The 18,528-nt window shown below is 41.7% G+C and carries 15 protein-coding genes; 10 read left to right on the top strand and 5 right to left on the bottom strand.

Features of this window, described 5'->3' with window-relative positions; translation table 11 throughout:
* Positions 1-25: 25 nt before the first annotated feature.
* The 3 genes from GO593_RS12505 (at position 26) to GO593_RS12495 (ending at position 3,545) form a co-directional block, all read left to right on the top strand.
* Positions 26-880, top strand: coding sequence for an SDR family NAD(P)-dependent oxidoreductase (locus GO593_RS12505; protein ID WP_000834593.1), 855 nt, complete (start codon positions 26-28; stop codon positions 878-880).
* Between the two features lie 72 nt (positions 881-952).
* On the top strand, positions 953-1,846 hold the full coding sequence (locus GO593_RS12500) for an alpha/beta hydrolase (RefSeq protein WP_000811577.1): 894 nt from the start codon (positions 953-955) through the stop codon (positions 1,844-1,846).
* 28 nt (positions 1,847-1,874) lie between these two features.
* Positions 1,875-3,545 carry a GMC family oxidoreductase gene (locus GO593_RS12495; RefSeq protein ID WP_000154590.1) on the top strand — a complete coding sequence of 557 codons (1,671 nt, stop codon included), beginning with the start codon at positions 1,875-1,877 and terminating at the stop codon, positions 3,543-3,545.
* A gap of 59 nt (positions 3,546-3,604) precedes the next feature.
* On the opposite strand, the gene GO593_RS12490 is transcribed toward GO593_RS12495, so the two are convergent.
* Together GO593_RS12490 and GO593_RS12485 are read right to left on the bottom strand one after the other, a co-directional pair.
* A complete protein-coding gene (locus tag GO593_RS12490; protein WP_000753530.1) occupies positions 3,605-4,885 on the bottom strand; it encodes an OprD family outer membrane porin in 1,281 nt (426 codons plus the stop codon).
* Between the two features lie 31 nt (positions 4,886-4,916).
* Positions 4,917-6,263: an MFS transporter gene (locus tag GO593_RS12485; RefSeq protein ID WP_002047564.1), complete on the bottom strand. Its 1,347-nt coding sequence runs from the start codon at positions 6,261-6,263 to the stop codon at positions 4,917-4,919.
* A 492-nt stretch (positions 6,264-6,755) separates the two neighbouring features.
* Between GO593_RS12485 and GO593_RS12480 the strand changes: the two genes are divergently transcribed.
* A complete protein-coding gene (locus GO593_RS12480) occupies positions 6,756-7,832 on the top strand; it encodes an aromatic ring-hydroxylating dioxygenase subunit alpha (protein WP_000470079.1) in 1,077 nt (358 codons plus the stop codon).
* Between the two features lie 12 nt (positions 7,833-7,844).
* A complete protein-coding gene (locus GO593_RS12475) occupies positions 7,845-8,789 on the top strand; it encodes a PDR/VanB family oxidoreductase (protein ID WP_000382531.1) in 945 nt (314 codons plus the stop codon).
* A 41-nt stretch (positions 8,790-8,830) separates the two neighbouring features.
* Here GO593_RS12475 and GO593_RS12470 read toward each other — a convergent pair whose 3' ends face one another.
* From GO593_RS12470 to mhpT, 3 genes are all read right to left on the bottom strand, one after another.
* Entirely contained in the window at positions 8,831-9,523 is a 693-nt protein-coding gene (locus GO593_RS12470) for a GntR family transcriptional regulator (RefSeq protein WP_080631563.1), read from the bottom strand.
* A gap of 106 nt (positions 9,524-9,629) precedes the next feature.
* Positions 9,630-10,088, bottom strand: a complete 459-nt coding sequence (locus tag GO593_RS12465) for a MarR family winged helix-turn-helix transcriptional regulator (protein WP_000252463.1) — start codon at positions 10,086-10,088, stop codon at positions 9,630-9,632.
* Between the two features lie 70 nt (positions 10,089-10,158).
* On the bottom strand, positions 10,159-11,391 hold the full coding sequence (gene mhpT, locus GO593_RS12460) for a 3-(3-hydroxy-phenyl)propionate transporter MhpT (protein ID WP_000411712.1): 1,233 nt from the start codon (positions 11,389-11,391) through the stop codon (positions 10,159-10,161).
* A 247-nt stretch (positions 11,392-11,638) separates the two neighbouring features.
* Here mhpT and GO593_RS12455 point away from each other — a divergent pair, with 247 nt between their 5' ends.
* From GO593_RS12455 to GO593_RS12435, 5 genes are all read left to right on the top strand, one after another.
* A complete protein-coding gene (locus GO593_RS12455; RefSeq protein ID WP_002040868.1) occupies positions 11,639-12,478 on the top strand; it encodes a p-hydroxycinnamoyl CoA hydratase/lyase in 840 nt (279 codons plus the stop codon).
* Positions 12,479-12,515: 37 nt separating this feature from the next.
* Complete coding sequence (locus tag GO593_RS12450) at positions 12,516-13,967, top strand: aldehyde dehydrogenase (protein ID WP_001181814.1); 1,452 nt, start codon at positions 12,516-12,518, stop codon at positions 13,965-13,967.
* A gap of 81 nt (positions 13,968-14,048) precedes the next feature.
* Positions 14,049-15,935 carry a feruloyl-CoA synthase gene (locus tag GO593_RS12445; protein ID WP_171056821.1) on the top strand — a complete coding sequence of 629 codons (1,887 nt, stop codon included), beginning with the start codon at positions 14,049-14,051 and terminating at the stop codon, positions 15,933-15,935.
* A gap of 74 nt (positions 15,936-16,009) precedes the next feature.
* Positions 16,010-17,149: an acyl-CoA dehydrogenase family protein gene (locus GO593_RS12440; protein ID WP_001135440.1), complete on the top strand. Its 1,140-nt coding sequence runs from the start codon at positions 16,010-16,012 to the stop codon at positions 17,147-17,149.
* Between the two features lie 82 nt (positions 17,150-17,231).
* Positions 17,232-18,476: an OprD family porin gene (locus tag GO593_RS12435; RefSeq protein WP_000041313.1), complete on the top strand. Its 1,245-nt coding sequence runs from the start codon at positions 17,232-17,234 to the stop codon at positions 18,474-18,476.
* Positions 18,477-18,528: the final 52 nt, after the last annotated feature.

The following is an 18,528-nucleotide window of genomic DNA, read 5'->3' as shown; positions in this document are numbered from 1 at the left end:
ATGAGAAAAATAAACGGAGAATTTTATGAAGTCTTTTAAAAATAAAGTCGCAGCTGTGACAGGTGCGGGTTCAGGTATTGGTCAAGCAATTGCAATCGCCCTCGCCAAACAAGGCTGTCATCTGGCACTTTCTGATATTAGTGAAGCCGGGTTAGCCAAAACAGTCGAGCTATTAGCACCCTATTCTGTCAAAGTCACCACTCAAAAAGTTGATGTGGCTAAACGTGAGGAGGTTGCAACTTGGGCAAAGGCAGTGGTAGATGAGCATGGCCAAGTTAACCTGATTTTTAATAATGCTGGTGTCGCAATTGGTAGTACGGCTGAAGGTGTGAGCTACGAAGATCTTGAATGGCTCATTGGTATTAATTTTTGGGGCGTAGTTTATGGTACCAAAGAATTTTTACCTTACTTAAAGCAAAGTGGTGATGGGCATATTATTAATATTTCCAGTATGTTTGGCTTAACAGCTCAACCGACCCAAAGTGCTTATAACGCAAGTAAATTTGCCGTTCGTGGTTTTACTGAATCCTTGCGCCAAGAACTTGATATGCAAAATGCGGGTGTGAGCGCGACTTGTGTGCATCCGGGTGGTATTCGCACCAATATTGCCAAAGCTGCACGTATGAATAATAGCGTCCAGTCTTTAGGAATGGACCCGCTAAAAAGCCAAGATGCTTTCGATAAATTACTTCGCACCCCTGCTGATGATGCAGCTCAGCAAATTTTGGAAGCTGTTCGTAAGGACCGCCGCCGTTTACTTATTGGAGCCGATGCAAAAGCCGTCGATGTGATTCAGCGTATTCTGCCGCAAGGCTACCAAAAGATCTTTGCAGCCGCGACAGCTTGGCAAACTCGCCTACTCAACAAATCAGCAAAATAAAAATAGTGGTCAGCATGCTCTTAATTTTAGGAGATGCTGGCTAATCTCACATGCTTAGTATGAGTCCTTATTATGAAGCAACTTCTTGCATGGACCATCCGTACCACACTACGTCCAGCTTTATCCCCTAAAACACCACTAAAGCTACAACGTTTTTGTAGTGATGCAGCCAGTGCTATTGTGCTTGGGCCTCGTGGTTATCAAACAAAAAAGCAAATAATTGCTCAAGTTCCTACGCTTCATATTCGGCCTAAGACCATTAAGTCAGGTCTCGGTATTTTGTATTTACATGGTGGTGGCTATGTCGTGGGCAGTAGCAAAAGTCACGCTAAACTTGCCGCTCAGATCGGACATGTAGCTCAAGCACAAGTCTGGTTACCTGAATATCGTCTGGCCCCAGAACACCCAAGCCCTGCTGCTATTGAAGATAGCATTGCTGTCTATAAAGCTTTACTTGCTTACGGACAAGACCCTAAAAAACTTGTGATTGCGGGGGACTCAGCTGGCGGCGGACTGAGCTTAAGCACCGTAATTGCCTTACGAGACGCAGGTTTACCTTTGCCAGCGGCGTTAGTTTTACTTTCGCCTTGGGTTGACTTAAGTCTTTCAGGAAACACAATAAAAACTCATGCTGCTCAAGATGCAATGTTGTCAGAGGGCTGGTTAACCTGGTGTGCAAAAAACTATTGCGGCCAAAAATCGGCAACCGAGCCAACGTGCTCCCCACTCTATGCTGACTTAACTGGATTACCGCCGGTTCTGATCCATGTCGGTACCGAAGAAATTTTATTAGACGATGCAAAACGTCTTGCTGAACAGACTGAAAAATACGGCATTCCGACGAACTTAAGGGTTTATGACCAAGTCGGACATGTTTTTCAATTTCATGCAGGTATACTAAAGGAATCTAATGACTCCTTTGAGCGCATTAGGCAATTCATTGATAAACATACAGAGTCAATATAAAAAATATCATTAGACAGGAGCCTTCATCATGACAATAAACAATTATGACTATGATTACCTGATTATTGGTTCAGGCTTTGGTGGTAGTGTTTCTGCTTGCCGTTTAACCGAAAAAGGCTACTCGGTTGCCGTAATGGAAATGGGGCGACGCTGGAAAGCTGAAGATTTTGCTAAAAACAACTGGAATACCCGTCGCTGGATTTGGCGTCCGGGCATGAAACTTTTCGGTTATTTCAACATGCGTTTTTTTCGCCATGTCACCATTATTTGCGGTAATGCCGTAGGTGGCGGTTCAATTACCTATGCCAATACCCTACTGGTTCCACCTGAACATATTTGGGATGAAGGCACGTGGGCAGATGCCGCGGACTGGAAAAATGAAATGCCTCAGCACTATGCTGAAGCAGAACGTATGCTTGGCGTGACTGATAATAAAATTTTCGGCCCTGCCGACCATATGCTAAAGAAAATGGGTGAAGCAGTCGGTGTTGGCCATACATTTAAACCTACTCGTGTTGCCACTTTCTTTCCACCGGAAGGTGAAGAAGGTGGGAAGACCTACCCTGACCCTTATTTTAACGGCGAAGGTCCAGACCGTGGCACTTGTACCGCATGTGGCGGTTGTATGACGGGTTGTAAACACAACGCAAAAAATACATTAGATAAAAACTATTTGTACTTTGCCGAAAAAAATGGCGCCAAGGTTTATGAAGAAACCAAAGTAGTTGATGTTAAACCACTCAATGGTAAAGCCGATGGCAGCGACGGTTATGAAGTCACGACCGAATGTTCAAGCTCATGGTTTAACAAACAACGTCGTACTTGGCGAGTTCGTAATGTGATTTTCTCGGCATCTTCTTTAGGGACACAAGAGATGTTGTTCCGTTTAAAACAGTCTGGTTCTCTGCCAAATATTTCTGATGATTTGGGTAATCGGGTTCGTACCAATGCCGAGTCGATTTTAGGTGTTCGCTTTTTTGGTAAAGATGTCGACATGAGTAAAGGTGTTGCTATTGGTTCAAGTATTTACATTGATCATGACACTCACATTGAAGCGACTCGCTACCAAAGTGGCTCAGATGCCATGGGCCTTATGTGTACTTACATGGCTAAAGGCAAACCGGGTTGGACGCGTATTTTCTTTTGGTTATGGGCACTCATTTGCCATCCATTTATTTTCCTTCGCATGAGTAATCCTGTCAGTTTTGCACGTCAAACCTTAATTTTCTTAGTGATGCAAACTGCCGATGCCTCAATCAACATGCGCTTGAAACGTAACTGGTTCTGGCCTTTTGGTAAGGTGTTATCGAGCGAAGGTAAAAAGCTACCTGTTTATATTCCGCAGGCCAATGCATTTACCGAAAAAGTTGCCAAAATGTTTAATGGCCACCCCATGACGACCATTACCGAAATTTTGTTTAACGTACCTTTTACAGCTCACTGTATGGGTGGTTGTGCAATTGCTTCAAGTCCAGAGCGTGGTGTGGTAGATGGGCAAAATCGGGTATTTAACTATAAAAACTTATACGTTGTAGATGGTTCAATGTTAGGTGCAAATTTGGGTGTTAACCCAAGTCTCACCATTACAGCTCTGGCAGAACGTGCAATGTCTTATATTCCAGCTAAACATACTTTAGAAGAACAAGCTTATACTCAAACTCATGATGAAGTTTTAGAAGCAGCAAAAGTATCTGCTTAACCACATCCAAAAGCAGGTTAAAACCTCAAATAAAAGGTTTCAACCTGCTTTTTTAATATTTAAAATTTAAAGGTGTAATCGACATTCAAACGCGTTTCATTTGCCGAGTGGAAAGTCATATTCGTTGGCATGTCATTACGGTAGTGAGAAAAGCGGGCCCGCATTCCTAAGCCTTTTAACTTGCCTTCTGGAATTTTATAACCCAAATCAAACTCTAGCGAATCTTCTTTAAATCGCTGATCGCCATATTGCAGTAAATCAATATTTTCACCTTTAGCATAACGGGTCATAAAACGTAGTCCGTTTAATGAAACATCCCCTATCCGCGCATTTTTAAATTCATATTCATAACGAATCGAGTAGACTTTTTCGTCTTTATTTGAGTAGTCCGAACTCATAAAATCAAGCACAACCGGACTTTCAGTTCCCGACAAAAATGGCAGACCAGTCGAGCCAAACGACTGCATGTAGCCCAAAGAAACCGTATGATTTTGATAGTTCAAACCAAATAAGCCACTAATATGTCGGTTATCGACCTCTCCTATTTTTTTACTTCCAGTTTCTTCACTATTAAAAAACCGCACATCACTTAAAAAGTTAAGACGGTCATTCAAAGATTGTTTGCCGTTAAAACCCAAAAATTGTTGCTGGTAAATGTCTTTCAGTTCAGCATGGTAAGCACGTAAACGGTAGTCTTTTAACTGATAACTTCCACCTAAAGTATAAAACGAGTCAGTGGTGGCAGCTTTGTTAAATCGATGATTGATATTGTCTGTTCCAACATCGGTATAACGAATGGAGTCACGCTGCCGTACTTCGTCGACATAAAACCCTTCCAGTTGAAGATTTGGAATTTCATTTGAAACAAAGCGGATACCACGGTAAGTCTGAGGGAACAAACGAGCTGGCGATGAAAATATGGTTGGTAACTGCGGAACTAGATCACCCACAAAAAGCTCATTTTTTCTAAATTTAGCCTTCCCAGTAATGCCTATTTTTCCATAATAATCATCACGCGAGTTATCAGGATTAACTGGGAGTAAGCCACTCCGTGCATAGTCATCAGCACGGCTTCCCATCAGGTTAAAACCTGCCATTGCGAGCACATCAACACCAAACCCCACTGTCCCTTCGGTATAACCAAACTGTCCTTTAAAAATTAAACCCTGTGCCCAATCTCTGGCTGCTGTATAGGGATATGGATCTTTTTTATAGTCTCGGTCAAAGTAAAAATTACGCAGTGTCAGCTCAGCTTTACTGTCTGCAATAAACTCGGCATGCACAACTTGACTAAATAATGGGCACAAGCATACCCCCACCCATAATGGTGTCTTTTTCATTTTTTAACTCAACTATTTAATTTTTAATGGATTAAGGTGCTGTTTTAAGTGAGAAGTTTTGCTCTTTCTTACTTCGGTAAAAAGCGCTACCCAAACTCAAAATCAGGAAAATAGCCAAAATAAACACCACACCGTAATAGGCATACAGCGTTGCGGGTGCAATACCTTTATCTAAGAAAATGCCTGCAACCGTTGGCGATAAGATTGCCCCAATCCGACCAAAACCAATCGCATAGCCCACACCTCGACTACGGATTTCAGCATCGTAAATTGTTGGAGAAATAGAATATAAACCTGCCACACAGCCATTAATGAGTGTGCCAAGTAATAAACCGACTATGAGAGCAATGCTCACTTGAGATGAAACGGCGACAAATAGGAAAACACAGACAGAGGTTAATCCCAGAAATAAGCTTAGGGCATAGAAAATTTTCATGCGTGAAGCAAGTAAACCAATAATGGCTGCTCCGAAAATACCACCAATACTAATTAAAATACCGGTACTGACACCTTGTTCAGGCGACATTCCCATTGAAATCAGAATTTTTGGTGTCCAGCTCATGACAAAGTAAAAGCCAAACATCACTAAAAAGAATGCAAACCAAAGACAAAGTGTCTGGAACCCCTGCTGCCCTGAAAATAATTTACCAATATCACCTGTATTTTTTTGATTATTCTGACCGTAATAAGGTAAGGCTTTTAAAGCAGTTAAACCCATACGATTTACTGTTGCGTTAATACGTTCTAGTGCCTGTTTTGGTCTTTTCGCCAACAAATAATCTAAAGATTCAGGTAATAACCATGCACTAATCAGCAACATCACTATAGTTGTGATGCCCCCTGCCAAAAAGATTGAACGCCAACCTAACTGCTCAATCAAGGCCAGTGAGAGTACTCCGCCCAGCGTCGCACCAATGCCATAACCTGTAGACATTAAGCTCACTGCGAGACTGCGCCAGCGTGCATTGGCATATTCACTTGCCAAGACATTACTACTCGCAAGAATCCCGCCCACCCCAATTCCGGTAATAAACCGAAGTGCGGCCAACATGCCGTGACTTTGCACTAAAGCACAGCCCAACATGCTAAGACCTGCAATTACAAGACAAACCAAGATAAGTAAACGGCGACCGATTTTATCGGCTAAAGGTGCGAGAAAAATTGAACCGGCAGCCATACCAAAAAGACCTGAACTCAGCAATAAGCCAATTTGTGCGCCTGAAAGTGACCATTCTGCTGACACGGACGGAGCGGTAAATGCCATTACCATCACATCAAAGCCATCAATAATATTGAGACAAATACAGATCAAAATGATGAACCATTGATAACGGCTCATATTATTGTGATTGATCTCACTTAGAACATCTCTTTCCATTTGTGCATCTCCCAATGTGGATAAGAGATACACACGACATTGCTAATATGAGCGATTGGGTGGTTATGCATATCCGTATCCATAATGACCTAGAGGAATATTTGTTTTTTGAGCATCCTGCTCTTTTTCTATACTGAATATTTGGATCCAAAAAATCAACAATATTTTTAAAATTTAATCATCATTAAATTAAGCAACTGAAAAATATAATTATAATTTATTTAAAATTAAGAATATGGATCCATAAGAATATTATCCATTTTCAATTGCACAAATCAAAGGATTTCCCCCTTATCCTTCTTTTAATTTGATCAATATGGATCCAAATTAAACTTCAATACTCAAAACTTTAAAAAACAAAAAATTCTGGATTAATATTAAGAATATAAACAATGTGGGAAAATAATATAAAAAAAAGATCCTGCTTATCAATTGACCAATATTTTTATTTATTATAAATTGGATCCAATAAGTGATAAGGAGTCGTCACAAATGTTTATTAAAAATGCTTGGTATGTAGCTTGCCGTCCAGAAGAAATCCAAGATAAACCATTAGGTCGCACCATCTGTGGTGAAAAAATCGTTTTTTATCGTGGTAAAGAAAACCAAGTTGCAGCCGTTGAAGATTTTTGTCCACATCGTGGTGCCCCACTCTCACTTGGCTATGTCGAAGATGGCAACCTTGTCTGTGGCTACCATGGCTTAGTCATGGGTTGTGACGGAAAGACTGTTTCAATGCCAGTCCAACGTGTAAATGGTTTCCCTTGTAACAAAGCATATGCAGTTGTTGAAAAGTTCGGCTTTATTTGGGTATGGCCAGGTGAAAAGGCTTTAGCAGATGAAGCAAAACTGCCAACTTTAGAATGGGCAGATCATCCGGAATGGAGCTATGGCGGAGGCTTGTTTCACATTCATTGCGACTATCGCCTAATGATCGACAACCTAATGGATTTAACCCATGAGACCTATGTTCACTCAAGCAGTATTGGGCAAAAAGAAATTGATGAAGCCCTGCCAGTAACTAAAGTTGACGGTGACCATATCATTACCGAACGCTATATGGAAAATGTGATCGCACCTCCATTTTGGCAAATGGCCCTTCGCGGCAATCATTTAGCAGATGATGTACCTGTTGACCGTTGGCAACGTTGCCACTTCTTTGCGCCAAGTAATGTCCACATTGAAGTCGGTGTAGCGCATGCTGGACATGGCGGTTATCACGCACCGAAAGACAAAAAAGTGTCCTCAATCGTGGTCGATTTTATTACACCGGAAACTGAAACATCACATTGGTATTTCTGGGGAATGGCACGTAACTTCCAGCCAGATAATGCTGAACTCACCGATCAAATTCGTGAAGGCCAAGGCAAAATCTTTACTGAAGATTTAGAAATGCTGGAGCAACAGCAACAAAATATTTTAAATAATCCACATCGCAAATTACTCATGCTCAACATCGATGCAGGCGGTGTACAGTCTCGTAAAGTGATTGAGCGACTACTTGCCGAAGAAAATAAAACACCTCCTGAAACATCCGCACAGAAGTTTCCAAATATTCGGATTATTTAAAGGAGCATCAACATGGACGTTATTATTCAAAAAATTCACCAGCTCACCCCCACTATTCGTGCTTTTGAATTGGTTGCAGCAAATGGTACAGCGCTGCCGAGTTTTGAAGCAGGTGCACATATTGATGTGCATCTTAAAAACGGCCTCACCCGTCAATATTCACTTTCAAACTGCTGTACTGAAAAGCATCGTTATGTGATTGGTGTTTTACATGATGCCAATTCACGCGGTGGCTCACGTTGCATCCACACTGAATATCGTGAAGGCGATCATTTAAAAATTGGTGAACCGCGTAATTTATTTGAGATTCATCCTCAGACAAAGCAGGCGGTTTTATTTGCTGGCGGTATTGGTATTACCCCTATTTTGTCGATGGCGTATCGACTTAAGTCAGCCAATATTCCTTTTGAATTACACTACTTCGTCCGTAGTCATGAAATGATTGCCTTCTATGGCAACTTAACCGAACACTTTGGTGACCAAGTTCATTTTCACATTCAAGACCAACCAGACACCGAATGTAATATGGCAGAGGTTTTGGGCCAAGCTTCATCTGATAAACACTTATATGTATGTGGACCCACAGGGTTTATGCAGTTTGTCATGAGCTCAGCCGAACAAGCTGGCTGGCACAATGAACAGTTACATCAAGAGCATTTTGTCGCGCAAAAAGCAGATACATCTAACGATGAAGCTTTTACTATTGAAGTTAAAGGTACGGGCCGTCGATTTGAAGTATTACCAGAGCAGACTGCTACTGAGGCATTAATTGCAAATGGTTTTGATATTCCTGTTTCGTGTGAACAAGGTATTTGCGGTACCTGTATTACCCGCGTGGTAGAAGGTATACCTGATCATCGCGATTTATTTATGACCGATGAGGAACATGCACTAAATGACCAGTTTACGCCCTGCTGTTCTCGTGCAAAAACTAAACATCTTGTAATTGAGCTTTAACTCGAAAGTTCCTTTATTCAAAAATAAAGGAACTTTTCACTTTAAGCGCTGAGAACATTTCTTAGCGTTTCACCTAAAATTACCACACTACTGTGTTCACGCATTAATGTTTCGGCACGCCCTGCCTGACGATTTACCAATGCATCGAAAATCGAACAATGCTGCAAATGTGCATAGTGCAAACGGCGATATTCTGACAAAGCTTGGTTCTGGTCATAGGTAATGGCTTGGGCAGAAGCCATCGGCAATTGGTTGTTTTTAGCCAATGCTTGGATAAGCGCAACGTTTTGCGCTCCTTCAATAATGGTGTCATGAAAGATGACATTAAAATGGTGATAACGTTCTAGCTCAGCATCACCAAACTCGTCTTTTTCATTAAAGAGTTTTTCAGTTTCCTGAATGCAATGTTGCAACGTCTTTTTCTGCTCTTCGCTTAAGCCTTGCTCTGCCAAAGTTTTCGCAGCCAACCCTTCAAGCACACCGCGCACTTCAAGTGCGTCATGCACCAGTTTTCCGGAAATTTCACGAACCGTATAACCACGAGTTGGGTTTTTAATGAGGAGACCTTCTTGTTCGAGCAACCGAAAGGCTATACGAACAGGCTGACGTGAAACGCCAAGTAACTCGGCAGTAGGAATCTCGGCAATTCTGGCACCGCCTTCAAGTTCCCCTGAAATAATCATTTTTCTTAGTTTTAGTAAAACTTGTTGTCCTGAAGACATTCGTTGCCACACATCATCAAAAACGTCACTTCGATGCTAGCAAGTTCATTTGCAAAATGAAATCAATTTTCTGTGTGAATCAGTACTTAGCAATTTAACTCAACCTAAACAAACACACTTATTTAAAATTTTTAAGATTATTCACCATAATATCGAGATTATTACGAATTAAATAAGCCAAGTTAATATCAATGCCTTCAAGCATTTTTTCTTCGACTTTTAAAACCACTTCATTGCATTTGTTTAATTTTTCAATCCCGCTTTCGGTCAGGGTAATTAAAATACGGCGGCCATGTGTCGGGTCCGGTTTTTTCTCAATCCAGCCATTCACCAGTAAATCTTGCAAGATTTTATTGGCAGATTGGGGCTTTATAAAAGAACGCTCAGCAAGCTTGGCATTGGATAAATTACTTTTTGAAGCTAAAACAGAAAGTGCGGTAAATTGCGGTAAGGTAATTTCAAGCTCTTTTAAATGTTCTGTTAAATGTTTACTAATAATTCGGTCAACACGAGCAATCATGTAACTTAACTTAGGCTCATCTTCTACTTTTTTTTGAACTAAATTCGAACGTACCATAACCTTTCAATCATCATAAGAAAATCTGTAGTGAAAGTATGAGGTTCTAACCCCATACTTTCGTTAAAACTTAGCGAGCACCTGAGCTTTGTACTAAATGTACAGGCTGTTTAGGTTTTTTGACAAGAAGTAATGCAGAGATCGCTGCAATTAAGATCACTGGAATACTTGAACCAATCACGATGGTCGAGCTTTGTCCAAGCGAGAGTAAAAAACCAGCCATTAAAGGTCCTGCAAAAGAACCAATACGCCCGATTGCAACCGCGGCACCTACTCCGGTTCCACGCATTTCGGTTGGATAATACATTGCCGCCAAACCATACAACGCCGATTGTCCACCCACAATGAATAAGCCACAACCCACTGCCGAAAGTGCAAGTAAAGCAACGGTTGGAGAAATTGCTAAACAGCACAGCGAAAATAAAATGCCGAGATAAATTAGCTTAATCACAAAGCTCATGCGTAATTTATCAAGCAATACGCCCATGAGAATCGAACCTAAAATTCCGCCAACGTTATAGCCCATCTGTACATAGTTCGCCTGTAGTTTTGATAGGCCTTGCGCACCCATCAGCAATGGCAACCAGTTCAACAAGAAATACAGTACCACTAGCGTGCAGAAAAAGCTTATCCAAAGCTGAATGGTTGACATACGACGCTCTTTGGCAAATAAAACCTCAAAGAATGGTGTGGTTTTTTGCGCCTGAACTTTACGTTGCAGGTAATCATTTGACTCAGGTAAAAAGCGCATAATCAGTGGGATTAGTAAAATAGGCGCAATCCCCCCGATATAGAAAATATGACGCCACTCTGCATCGCCTGCCAATGACATGGCAACGACGGAAGTGAGTAAGCCACCAAAAGGAATGCCGCTATACATCACACTAACTGCAGTGCCTTTGTGCTGGTCAGGCACAGCTTCAGAGGCAAGCGTAATCATCATGGGTAGCGCCCCACCCATTCCCAAACCCGTACAAAAACGAATAAGCAGTAACAGACTAAAATTGGCCGCATAGGCGGTTAGCAAAGACATAATTCCAAAAAGTAAGATACTAAAAATCAGAATTTTCTTACGCCCGACAATATCGGCAAACCGACCACCTAATATTGCGCCTGGGAGTGTTCCCAAAATTGCAGCACTAAATGCCCACGCCATCTGGGCATTATCTAACATAAACTCAGCCCGCATTCGTGGAGCGGCTACCCCCATTGATTGAAGATCAAATCCTTCAAAAATCGCTATGGCAAAGCACAGTAGCAACGTGATTTTTGCCCTTGAAGGCTGTCCTGATATTTTTTCCATTGTGTTGTCCTTTATTGACTAGTCGTTCCATTTAGCCCTTTGTGTATTATTTTTAAACACACCAAAAATATCAGTTAAACTTATTAAAAAATCAACATATTTTTATTTAAAATTAATTTTTAAAATAATTAATATTTAAAATACAACAAATTATAAAATATTTATAAAATTTTCCAAAAAAGACTTGAATGTAAGTTTAACTGATATTAGATTAAATCCCAGAACAGCAAGAAATCATTCAAGGAGTATGAAGATGAGTTATGAAAACCGCTGGGAAACAGTAGATGTTAAAGTTGAAGATGGAATTGCATGGGTCACTTTAAACCGCCCTGAAAAGAAAAATGCCATGAGCCCAACTCTCAATCGTGAAATGATTGATGTGCTTGAAACGCTAGAGCTTGATCAAAATGCCAAAGTTTTGGTTCTGACCGGTGCAGGTGACTCTTGGACAGCGGGTATGGATTTGAAGGAATATTTCCGTGAAGTCGACACTCAACCAGAGATTTTCCAAGAGCGTATTCGACGTGACTCATGTCGCTGGCAGTGGCAACTTCTTCGTATGTATTCAAAACCAACCATTGCTATGGTTAACGGCTGGTGTTTCGGAGGCGGTTTCTCACCTTTAGTGGCATGTGACCTAGCAATTGCAGCAGATGAAGCAACTTTCGGTTTATCTGAAATTAACTGGGGTATCCCACCGGGCAACCTTGTAAGTAAAGCAATGGCAGATACCGTAGGTCACCGTGCATCTTTGTATTACATCATGACGGGTAAAACTTTTAGCGGTAAAGAAGCTGAAACGATGGGTCTTGTGAATAAAAGTGTACCGCTTGCCCAATTAAAAGCAGAAGTGACTGAACTTGCAAATTGCTTACTTGAGAAAAACCCTGTGGTTCTTCGTACTGCTAAAAATGGCTTTAAGCGTTGCCGTGAACTGACATGGGACCAAAACGAAGATTACTTATATGCCAAACTCGATCAATGTATCCACCGAGATACCGAGAATGGTCGCCAAGAAGGTTTGAAACAATTCTTAGATGAAAAATCAATTAAACCGGGTTTACAGAGTTATAAACGTACTGGTTAACTTTTGATTCTTTAATGGCAATGTAAGGACGCAACCCATGCAAAATGTACAGTTACTTATTCACGGTCAATCTGTTGATGCATCAAATCAGGCAACTTTTGAGCGTATTAGTCCAATTGATGGAACGGTAGCAACTAAAGCTGCTGCTGCAACATTGGAAGATGTTGATCGTGCAATCGATTCGGCACAGCAAGCTTTTAAAGTATGGTCGAAACTCTCGCCTACCGAGCGTCGTTTACGCTTATTAAAAGCAGCCGATTTAATGGACCAAAAAACCGAGCAATTCATTCAAACTGGAATGCAAGAAACAGGTTCAACTGCAACATGGTATGGGTTTAACGTTCACCTTGCTGCCAACATGTTACGTGAAGCAGCAGCAATGACCACACAAATTGACGGGAGTCTGATTCCGTCAGATGTGCCGGGCAATCTTGCGATGGGTGTACGAGTTCCTTGCGGTGTGATTGTAGGAATTGCACCTTGGAATGCGCCTGTCATTTTGGCAACACGTGCGCTTGCCATGCCTTTGGCTTGTGGCAACACCGTTGTATTAAAAGCATCGGAAGCTTGTCCAGCAACACATCGTCTCATTGGTGAAGTGTTACATGAAGCAGGTCTGGGTGAAGGTGTGGTGAATGTGATTACGCATGCCGCCGAAGATGCACCACAAATCGTAGAGCGTTTAGTCTCTCATCCAGCCGTGAAGCGCATTAATTTTACCGGTTCAACCAAAGTCGGCAAAATTATTGCCGAGACTGCTGCTAAATATTTAAAACCTGTTTTACTTGAATTGGGTGGTAAAGCCCCTGTTGTGGTTTTAAATGAAGCTGACATTAATGAAGCCGTAAATGCAGTCGCTTTTGGAGCATTCTTTAATCAGGGTCAAATTTGTATGTCGACCGAACGTGTTTTGGTTCAAGACAATATTGCCGACCAGTTTATTGAAAAGTTGATTGAGAAAACCCGTTCTATTCAGGCAGGTAATCCAACCTCAAAAGACAATGTACTCGGTGTTTTAGAAAGTCGACGTGCTGCAAACCGTATTCAGCATTTGTTAGAAGATGCCCAAAACAAAGGGGCTGACTTACCTTTAGGCATTCATATTGAAGACACCACTATGCAACCGACGCTGGTGCTCAATATTAAACCTGACATGCTGCTTTACCGCGAAGAATCATTTGGACCTGTATGCACAGTTCAACGTTTTTCAAGCATTGAAGAAGGCATAGCACTGGCAAATGACAGCGAGTTTGGTCTGTCTTCGGCAGTGTTTAGCCAGAATATTTCACAGGCATTAGAAGTCGCTAAACAGATTGATTCGGGTATTTGTCATATTAACGGCGCAACCGTACATGACGAAGCTCAAATGCCATTTGGCGGAACAAAATCGAGTGGTTACGGACGTTTTGGTAGTAAAGCATCTATTGCCGAGTTTACCGATTTACGCTGGATTACCATTCAAACCCAATCACGTCATTACCCGATTTAGTCAGGGTAATGCGGACAACAACATATTAAATAAAAATTGCATGATGCAAAAAATAAAGCGCAGTGATGCGCTTTCCATGGAGTGAAAGAAATGCAAATGAATGCCACTCAATCACAAGACCGCGAACGGTTCGTAAAATTAGGGCAACACGATATTCATTATCACTATAAAGATCAAACGCTCTATATCAGCCCAAAAGAGCAATTAAAACCGTATCCACAAAAACTGACAGATCGGTTAATTCATTTTGCACAAACCAAACCCGAACATATTTTTGCAGCAAAACGCAATGCTCAAGGCGAATGGGTCAAACTGAGTTATGCAGAAGTTCTACAACGCGCATGGCACATTGCTCAGGCATTACATGACCGTAATTTAAGCCAAGAACGACCACTCGTTATTTTAAGTGGTAATGATCTTGAGCATTTAACACTCTCTATGGGTGCTATGCTGGCAGGTGTACCTTTCTCGGCTATTTCCCCTGCCTACTCTCTTATTTCTCAAGACTTCGGCAAACTCAAACATGTGTTTGAAGTGCTCACACCTGGTATGGTTTATGCCAGCGATGGACAAGCTTTTGCCAAAGCCATTCAGGCATGCATTACATCCGATATTGAAGTGGTAACCAATAAAGGTATTGTAGGCGATCAGATCTGCACGTCTTTTCAATCGCTGTTAGATACACCAGTTTCAAATGTTCAAGAATTTTATCAAACCCTTGATGAAAACCAGATTGCTAAATTTCTGTTTACATCAGGTTCAACTAAATTACCTAAGGCTGTACCGACCACACATTTAATGTTGTGTGTTAATCAGCAAATGTTATTGCAGACTTTCCCTGAGTTTGAAGAAACACCGCCTGTCCTACTCGACTGGCTGTCTTGGCACCACACGTTTGGTGGTAGTCACAATGTCGGCATCGCACTCTATAACGGCGGTACGATTTACATTGATGATGGCAAACCCGTTGCAGGAAAATTTGACGAAACCATTCGTAATCTCAAAGAAATTTCTCCAACAGTTTATTTAAATGTGCCAAAAGGTTGGGAAGAACTCACCGAAGCTTTAGAAAAAGATGAAGAATTAAGAGACCGCTTTTTTGCCAAAGTTAAAATTTTATTCTTTGCCGGTGCTGCACTTTCAGAAGCGGGCTGGAACAGACTCGATAAAATTGCTCAGCAACATTGCGGAGAAAAAATTCGCATAATGAGTGGATTGGGCATGACCGAAACAGCACCCTCTTGCGCTTTTACAACTGGCCCACGCGTGATGGCAGGTTTTATTGGTTACCCTGCTCCGGGATGCGAAATCAAGCTAGTGCCATGTGGTGACAAACTTGAGTTTTGCGTTCGTGGCAAACACGTTATGAAAAGCTATTGGCGCTTAAAGGCGGACCAGCAAAGTACTATTTTTGATGATGAAGGCTTTTTCCATACAGGCGATGCCGTTCGTTTAGTCGATATCAATGATCCGACTAAAGGCCTAATGTATGACGGACGAATTGCCGAAGACTTTAAACTCAATACGGGTACTTTTGTGAATGTCGGCACACTACGCAACAAAGTACTGATTCAAGGTAATTTACTGATTCAGGATGTTTGTATTACTGGTTCAAATCTAAATGCTATTGGCTTTCTGATTTTTCCAAAATTAGAAGCATGTGCTCAATATGCAGGTCTTAAGCTAGGCGAACATTCTGCAGCAGAGATACTGCAACACCCTAAAGTCCAACAATGGTTCCGCCAATTTTTAACGACCTTTAATAAAGATGCGACTGGTAGCTCAAATACAGTCTCAATGCTTTATTTAATGACTGAACCACCTCAACTCGATGCAGGCGAAGTGACCGATAAAGGCAACCTCAATCAAAGCAGTATTACGAAACGTCGTGCCGCTTTAATTGATGAGCTTTATCAAAAGCAGACTGATAACCCACTGATTATTCGGGTGCCCACCTTAAAGCAATAAGCAATTGAAATAAAAAAGGAAGCTCAAACTTCGGTTTGGGCCTTAGCCTCACTTTTGCCTAAAAAAGGTTCGACATGCCACAAGATACAGAATTTGAACTATTTCGGGACAGCTATCGCAGGTTCTTAAAAGAACAGGTTGCTCCATATTACGAACAATGGGAATACGATGGCCTTATCCCACGTGAACTATGGCTTCGTCTTGGGGAAAATGGCTTTTTGTGCGTCGATGTGCCCGAAGAATATGGCGGCTACAGCGCTCCTGTGCACTACTCACTCATGCTGGTTCAAGAAACTGCTCAAGCTGGCTTTGCATCTTTAGCTGTTGCCATTGGTGGGCAAAATGAGCTGGTTTCCCCTTATCTGCAAAATATTGGAACCGAAGAGCAAAAACGTTATTGGTTACCCAAAATGGTCACAGGTGAAGTCGTGACTGCAATTGCCATGACAGAGGCCAATGCTGGCTCAGACTTACAAGCCATACGCACTCAAGCGGTTTTAGAAAATGACCACTACCGTGTGAATGGTTCAAAAACGTTTATATCAAATGGCTTGCATGCCGACCTGATCGTTCTGGTAGCAAAAACCGATCCGCAAGCCAAAGCAAAAGGTATTTCTATTTTTTTAGTGGATGCTGCTTTAGACGGCGTTAAAAAAGGTCGCTCTTTACAAAAAATCGGACTCCATGCCCAAGATACAGCCGAACTATTTTTTGATGATGTCTGTGTACCTGCAACTCAGCGTTTGGGTGAAGAAGGACAAGGCTTTGCCTATTTAATGCAAGAGTTACCTCGCGAACGTTTAAGCATTTCAATGATGGCTTTGGGGGCAATTTTAGGCGCCATCGAACTGACCAAAGACTATGTGCTGGAACGTAAAGCTTTCGGGCAACCTTTAAGCCAAATGCAAAACACACGATTTGTACTCGCAAATGCGCAAATCAAAGCCAAAGCCGCTCAAGCTTTTGTAGACCAATGTGCAGCGCTGTATCAACAACACCAGTTAGGCGTCACTCAAGTTGCCGCACTGAAATGCTTTATTACCGATGTCCAATGTGAAGTGATTGATCAATTACTTCAGCTTTTTGGTGGCTACGGTTACATGCAGGAATACCCGATTTCACGCTTTTTTGTGGATGCGCGGGTACAAAAAATTTATGGGGGAACCAATGAAATTATGAAAGAAATCGTCGCCCGAGAACTGCTCGGAAAATAATTCGATTTAAAAAACCAAACAAGGCAGACACAACAACTATGCCTTGTTGAAAACAAAAAATGATATTTCAGGAAGAAATGCTATGTCGAAATTATGGATGTACTCTACCCTTATGCTCTCAAGTTCAGTGTGGGCTGGCAGTTTTATTGATAACAGTTCAGTAGAACTCACCACGCGAAATTTCTATTTTGACCGCGACTACCAAGAGCAATCCGCTTACCCTGCTGCCAAGGACTGGACACAAGGGTTTATTCTTAAAGCCAATTCAGGTTATACCGAAGGGACTGTCGGTTTCGGGCTGGATGTGCTTGCAACGGCGGGTTTTAAACTCGATGCCGAGCACGGAGGTACAGGAAACTTACCTAGAGACACCCGCACCAATGAACCTGCCGACTCTTATGGGGAAATTGGGGTCACAGCAAAAGCTAAAATGAGTCAGACCGAGCTACGCATCGGTACGTTAATGCCAATGAACCCTGTTTTAGTGGCTTCACCTGCCCGTTTGCTTCCTCAAACCTATCGAGGCATTTCACTGACCAGTAAAGATATTAAAGATTTTGATTTACAAGCAGCCTACCTCGATAAAGTGAATCATCGGGATTCGACCAACTATGAGAAAATTAAAATTTCAGGCGTAAATGGACGATTTAAAGGCGCCGAAACTGATGGACTTTATTATTTAGGTGGAAACTATCAGTTTAATCCTGCACTCAAGCTCACCGCTTTTTACATGGATGTTGATGATCTTTATAACCAAACCATGGTCGGCGCTTTACACCAACACAAAATTAATGACACCACTAATTTTAGCTCTCAATTACGTTACTACCGCAGCCGAGATGACGGACAGGCAAAAGCAGGCTTAGTCGATAATGACCTCTATCATGCGCATTTTGAACTCAAACATCAAAACCATAAATTTATTTTTGGAACCTTCCAACATCACGGCGACACCGCGTTCCCGTATTTAACGGGAGGTGAAACGGGTCTACTCATTGATACATGGCCAGGTGAGTTTTTAAACCCAAAAGAAAAAGCCTATAGCTTCCGTTATGAATATGACTTTAAAGATTATGTACCGGGTTTACGTTTTATGACTCGTTACACCACAGGTCACAATATTTATGCACCCAACTTAGGTGGAACCAATCTAAAAGAACGCGAAACAGACTTTGATTTAGGCTACACCGTTCAAAGTGGCTGGTTAAAAAATCTAGGGCTACGCGCGCGCTATGCCATTTATGACAACAACATGCTCTCTACAGCCAATATCAAACCTGTAAACGAAACCCGTATCAACATCGACTACACATGGAAATTTAAATAATTCAAAACCAGAGGTTCTATCACGCATAGTACCTCTTTTTATTTCGGGAAAT

The organism is Acinetobacter baumannii (genome assembly GCF_009759685.1).
GTDB classification, from domain to species: Bacteria; Pseudomonadota; Gammaproteobacteria; order Pseudomonadales; family Moraxellaceae; genus Acinetobacter; species Acinetobacter baumannii.
This window is presented reverse-complemented; position numbering and strand designations above follow the sequence as displayed.